Here is a 3,720-nt window from a genome sequence, read left to right on the forward strand (position 1 = left end):
GCTTTGAACAGGTGGCCGCTTTGCTCGGCGCGCTCTGCACGCCCAAGTCACCGGCGTGCGTGTGCATCGTGATCGAGTGCCCCTGCTGCCGCAAACCGATGCGGCGCATTGCCGAGTTCGGGCGCGGGCCGCCTTAGGCCGGTTCACTAAACTACATAGCGTTCTTGCAAAGGACCAATTCATCTTCCCTCTCGCCGGTTCGCAAGAGAGGTTGTCCGCCACTTCCAGGCGTCGACCTCCCGGCAGCGTTTTGCCCTCTGAGACCCGGATCGCTCCTTTCACACTCGCCCAAGCCTCCCCCGCTGCATCCCGGAGCCGGCAGCAACCAAATACGTCCCCTTCAAAAGCGAATTGCGCCGAGCCAATCCCACTCCGAAAGGCTCTCTTGCAGCCAAATCCTGCCGGCCTCAGCGGTTCCCATCAACGGGAGCGCCCAAAAGCTATTCCCAATAGCATAGCGCCGCCGTAAACATCCGGGCTTGTTCAACCTGGCATAGCATTGACGCTCCGCCCACCTTGCCGCCTTCGGTCAATGCTATGCTTACTTCGTTAGGCTACGTCGGTTAAATCATGAATTGCGCCAAACCACTGTATTTGGTAAAAAAGACATCGCTGTTGGGGTAAGACAAAGGTCTGACCGGAGGCTGTATCGCTGGTGAAGAATAATTATCATCTTAATCGTCGCAGTCATCCTTGTGCTTTTTGTCTTTGGCCTTTTTGCCGTCCTTGTCGCGTCGGTCACGCCGATCCTTTTTGTTGTGATCTTTCTTTTTGCATTTCTCCAGGTGGTGATAGGTGGCGTCGAACGGATCGAAGTTCCCAGGTGCATTCGGTACAGATCTCCAGCCGGAGGTGAAAGGCCGCATGTTTTGAAGCGCTGCAAGGGTCGTTTGCAATTCCGCAGAGGTCGAGGTGCGGAGCGGTTGGCTCTGCTCCAAGAGCACTGCATACTGATGATCGAGGGTGTCCAGATAGCTATGCGCGTGGGCACTGATGCGTGACACCTGCGAACGGGCGCGCAGGGCCGCGACCGTGGCTTGCGATTGCCGGAGAAAATTCCGGCTCTGCCGGAGAGAAAGCCGACGAGCGTCACCGTCCGCGACCGTCTCTCTCGTTCGACTGGCCAGTTCGCGGAGGACCTCGTCGCCTGCGGGATCCGCAACCGGGGTGTGAAGGCACGCGGTGAGCGACACCGCTAAGAGAAGTGGTAGTTTCATAGGTGACCGCCTGGAAGTCGCCTGACATTATATGAAGCCGAGCGGAGCGGCGGGCTGCGCCGAGAGTATGCGAGGAGGCTGGCACGGCAACGGATCGAAGCAGAACGGTTGCCCTTCTGGCAAGCGGGGCGTTTTTTCCTTTGGTTCGGGGACGTTCGGCGTATGACGGCCCAATGAGGATCCGGGGATCATGCGCCGACACCACAGGGCTTCCACACGGGCCCGGGAGAGCGCGGCGGTGTGAACAAGCAGGTCCGCAATGCCTCCTGCGAGTGCCATTAGTCGCGCTGGACGGAGGACGCCTAGGCGAACGGGCTCCGCTTTATCCTGCGGCGCATTACGAATGTCACGACGAACCTCGGCGTCACATGCCAGCTATCTGGGCGGCCGATCGGGCAAGCCTGCGAAATCCCAATCGGATATCATTTCCGGGATTTCGAGCGTGACCTCAAGCCACTGCGCTCCTTCAGGCCGGTAGAGCTTCACCGGAATCCGACCGCCTGCATTCGCGGCGACTACTTCGATCACCTTCGTCCCTGTGATTCCGTTATCCACCAGGCTTCCAAACTGGTGAATGATGTCTCCGGCTTTCATGCCAGCCCGCTCGGCCGGCCCGACCGCGTCAGGCTGAAGACTCTCGATGACTTGCCGGCCGTCGCGGTAGAGCAAAATTGCCCCGAGCATCCGTTGCACGGAGATCGGCGGACGAGGATGCTCAATCGCCCGGTATCGTAACTTGCGCGCAGTTAGATCGATCTCCGTTTGAAAGCCACACAACCAGCCCAGCCCCAGAAGTCCCAACTGGGACGATGTAGTCACTGATACACCGGTCAATTCTCTGCCCATAAGGCGCCCCTTTAGAAACCATCCGCGTTTGTTGCGTGTAATACCAAGCGCAGAAAGTGTCCTTCCCGGCCGTTCCGCTACCTTAATGACGCCCGCCTCAACGAAGCGATCGAACAAGGTAAACGGAACCTCGACACAGCCGTTATCGCCGGAATCAACGGTGAACGCGCAGGGTTCCCCCTCGATCTCCGTTTCAAAACTGGCGTGCTCGGTGTCGAAACTCCCTCGGCTCGCGTCATTTCGCAAGCCAACCTCCGTGACATCCGCGGAATCCAATCTCCATGCACTTCGATGAATGACGACTGCGGAATTTTGGTAGTCGAGCAATATTTTTACCGCTCCCAGGTCCGATAATCCCAGGATGCCGGATAGCTGCTGGCCGAATCCTGCCGAGAGGCCTTCAAACTTGTAGAGAAATCCCTTAGCTTTTTGCACCGTGAGCGCCTGGACCTTGATTTCCGGTAATTCGTAGAGCGTTCCGTTTTTCGGATCGATCCTGCCGTCGTGCAAGGTGAAGGGCCCAATCTCGCGAAGTTTGCCCTGGAGAATGGAAGGGTCCAAGGCAATCCGGCCAGCAGCTGTATCGAAGACGAAGGTACATTGTTTATTGGCCACTTGCGCATCCATTGTTATTATTCCAGGTGGACGCGGCAGAGGGTACCGAGCTAACTCCGATCGGTTGTCCTCCGCGAAAGAGGCATGAGCCAGAAGGCAAAGAGGATAAAAAAGTAACCACTTCATATAAAAAGCTCGCGCTCGTTTCTCATGTGAAAACACGAGGGAGCTTCTATGAGTGTTGTGGCGCGGGGCAAGGTTGCGCCCGGATGCGCGTTCTTCTGGGGAGCCCGGTCCGGGAAAACCGCACGCCGGAGTAAAGTTAACCCTGAGCGGACGATAAACTGTTGAGTGAGTAACACGCCGCCTAACACAACGTGCATGCATTGGCCGGAGGCGGCGAAATGGGCCAAGCGTCAATGCTATGCCTGTTGTGTTAGGCGTTGCCCTGTTGTCATTTCCGTACTTGCGACGCATGCTCCTGCACCTGTTTGAGGTATTCGCGAAACTCCTCGGGAACTTCGCCCTTCTCTTCGACTGTTTGCCGGAGCGTCGTCCGCCATAAGGCTTTGTATTTGTCGCTCTTTGGGCTCCACATGTGTTGAGGAGGGATGTCGGTCTCGACAATGGCGATCTCCACCTCGACGACACAAGGCTTTTCAGGTTCGAGAATATCATTCCGTTTCGGGTGGAAAACGGCGGTCCTCACGTTGCCTTTTCTCGGTGTTCCACTACTGAGCCCGCGCCGTTGGGGCTCGGCGGGGCGAACGCCTCCCACCGGGTAAATATAATACTCAGAAGTCATCCCCAGCAACATATTCGAACCGACCCTGAGCTTAACGGGTTTTAGCGTCTGATGGTCCTCGCGCACTAGCAACTGGGTGGGTGTGCGAAATGCCTTCAACGCGGTCGGCACTGCCACCTCTCGCTCCGCCCGCAGAGCCGGGTCGGCATCAGCGATCGGCGACGGTCGAGGAAATCGAGGAAAAAGGGGTGGAGTGCCCGATTGCGCGGGACAGTGCAGCGAGATCGAGCAACCAGCGAGGAATATCGTAACAAGACGCATGGGATTTGGAAAAGGCAGCGACGCCTAACGTAGAGC

The 3,720-nt window shown here is 57.4% G+C and carries 3 protein-coding genes; all 3 read right to left on the reverse strand.

Annotated features, from left to right (window positions below; genetic code table 11):
- Nucleotides 1–674 precede the first annotated feature (674 nt).
- The 3 genes from M3436_19980 to M3436_19990 all read right to left on the reverse strand — a co-directional run bounded on the left by M3436_19980 (nucleotide 675) and on the right by M3436_19990 (nucleotide 3,534).
- Nucleotides 675–1,217 (reverse strand): hypothetical protein, encoded by a 543-nt coding sequence (locus tag M3436_19980; protein MDQ3566254.1) that lies wholly within the window; start codon nucleotides 1,215–1,217, stop codon nucleotides 675–677.
- A 375-nt stretch (nucleotides 1,218–1,592) separates the two neighbouring features.
- The gene (locus M3436_19985) at nucleotides 1,593–2,678 is read right to left on the reverse strand and encodes a hypothetical protein (GenBank protein ID MDQ3566255.1); all 1,086 of its coding nucleotides are present in this window, start codon (nucleotides 2,676–2,678) and stop codon (nucleotides 1,593–1,595) included.
- Between the two features lie 394 nt (nucleotides 2,679–3,072).
- Nucleotides 3,073–3,534: a hypothetical protein gene (locus tag M3436_19990; protein ID MDQ3566256.1), complete on the reverse strand. Its 462-nt coding sequence runs from the start codon at nucleotides 3,532–3,534 to the stop codon at nucleotides 3,073–3,075.
- Between the last annotated feature and the right edge of the window lie 186 nt (nucleotides 3,535–3,720).

The organism is Pseudomonadota bacterium, assembly GCA_030859565.1.
In the GTDB taxonomy this organism is placed as follows: Bacteria; Pseudomonadota; Gammaproteobacteria; order JACCXJ01; family JACCXJ01; genus USCg-Taylor.